Raw genomic sequence first — 645 nt, 5'->3', positions numbered from 1 at the left:
AAAACAGTAAAATCTGATGGAACTGAGAGTGAGGAGAGCTATACAGATGTGGCTTCAGCGTTTGCCGGTGTAGGAACGTCTTTCACGGATTTACATAAAGAGATTACCAATGAAATTACCACTGCTCAGGCTGACGCCTTGTTGTGGGATAAGTCTAAAGGTGCGTTTGTAGCGACGCATGGTGAAGAGAAGGTAAGCAGCAAGATAACATCGCTTGCCAATGGATCTATAACTAAAGGCTCAAGTGATGCTGTAGCGGGTAACCAGCTATATGCACTAGGGAGCGGTGTTGCGAAGTCTTTAGGTGGTAAAGCTAAGTATGAGAATGGAACTTGGAGTGCGCCTACATTCACGGTTAAGAGCGTGAAAGAAGATGGCAGTGTTACTGCCTCGAGTTATAACGATGTCGCGTCTGCCTTTTCTGGTGTTGGTGATTCATTTGAGAATGTTAAAGATAAAATCGATAATGTTAAGGATGAAATTACCGAAGAGATTGAAAAGGGCATTACCACTGCTCAAGCTGACGCCTTGTTGTGGGATAAGTCTAAAGGTGCGTTTGTAGCGACGCATGGGGACAGTAAAGAGAGCAGCAAGATTACGTCTCTTAAAAATGGAGACATTAGTAGAACGTCAACGGATGCTGTA

Annotated in this window: 1 pseudogene; it reads left to right on the top strand. The window is 44.0% G+C overall.

The window, feature by feature from the left end:
- Positions 1–48 precede the first annotated feature (48 nt).
- Positions 49–645, top strand: a pseudogene (locus ACFIL3_RS10920) (hypothetical protein); the annotation flags it as partial.

This window comes from Bartonella sp. CE47NXGY, from assembly GCF_042195415.1.
Classification (GTDB): Bacteria; Pseudomonadota; Alphaproteobacteria; order Rhizobiales; family Rhizobiaceae; genus Bartonella.
This window is presented reverse-complemented; position numbering and strand designations above follow the sequence as displayed.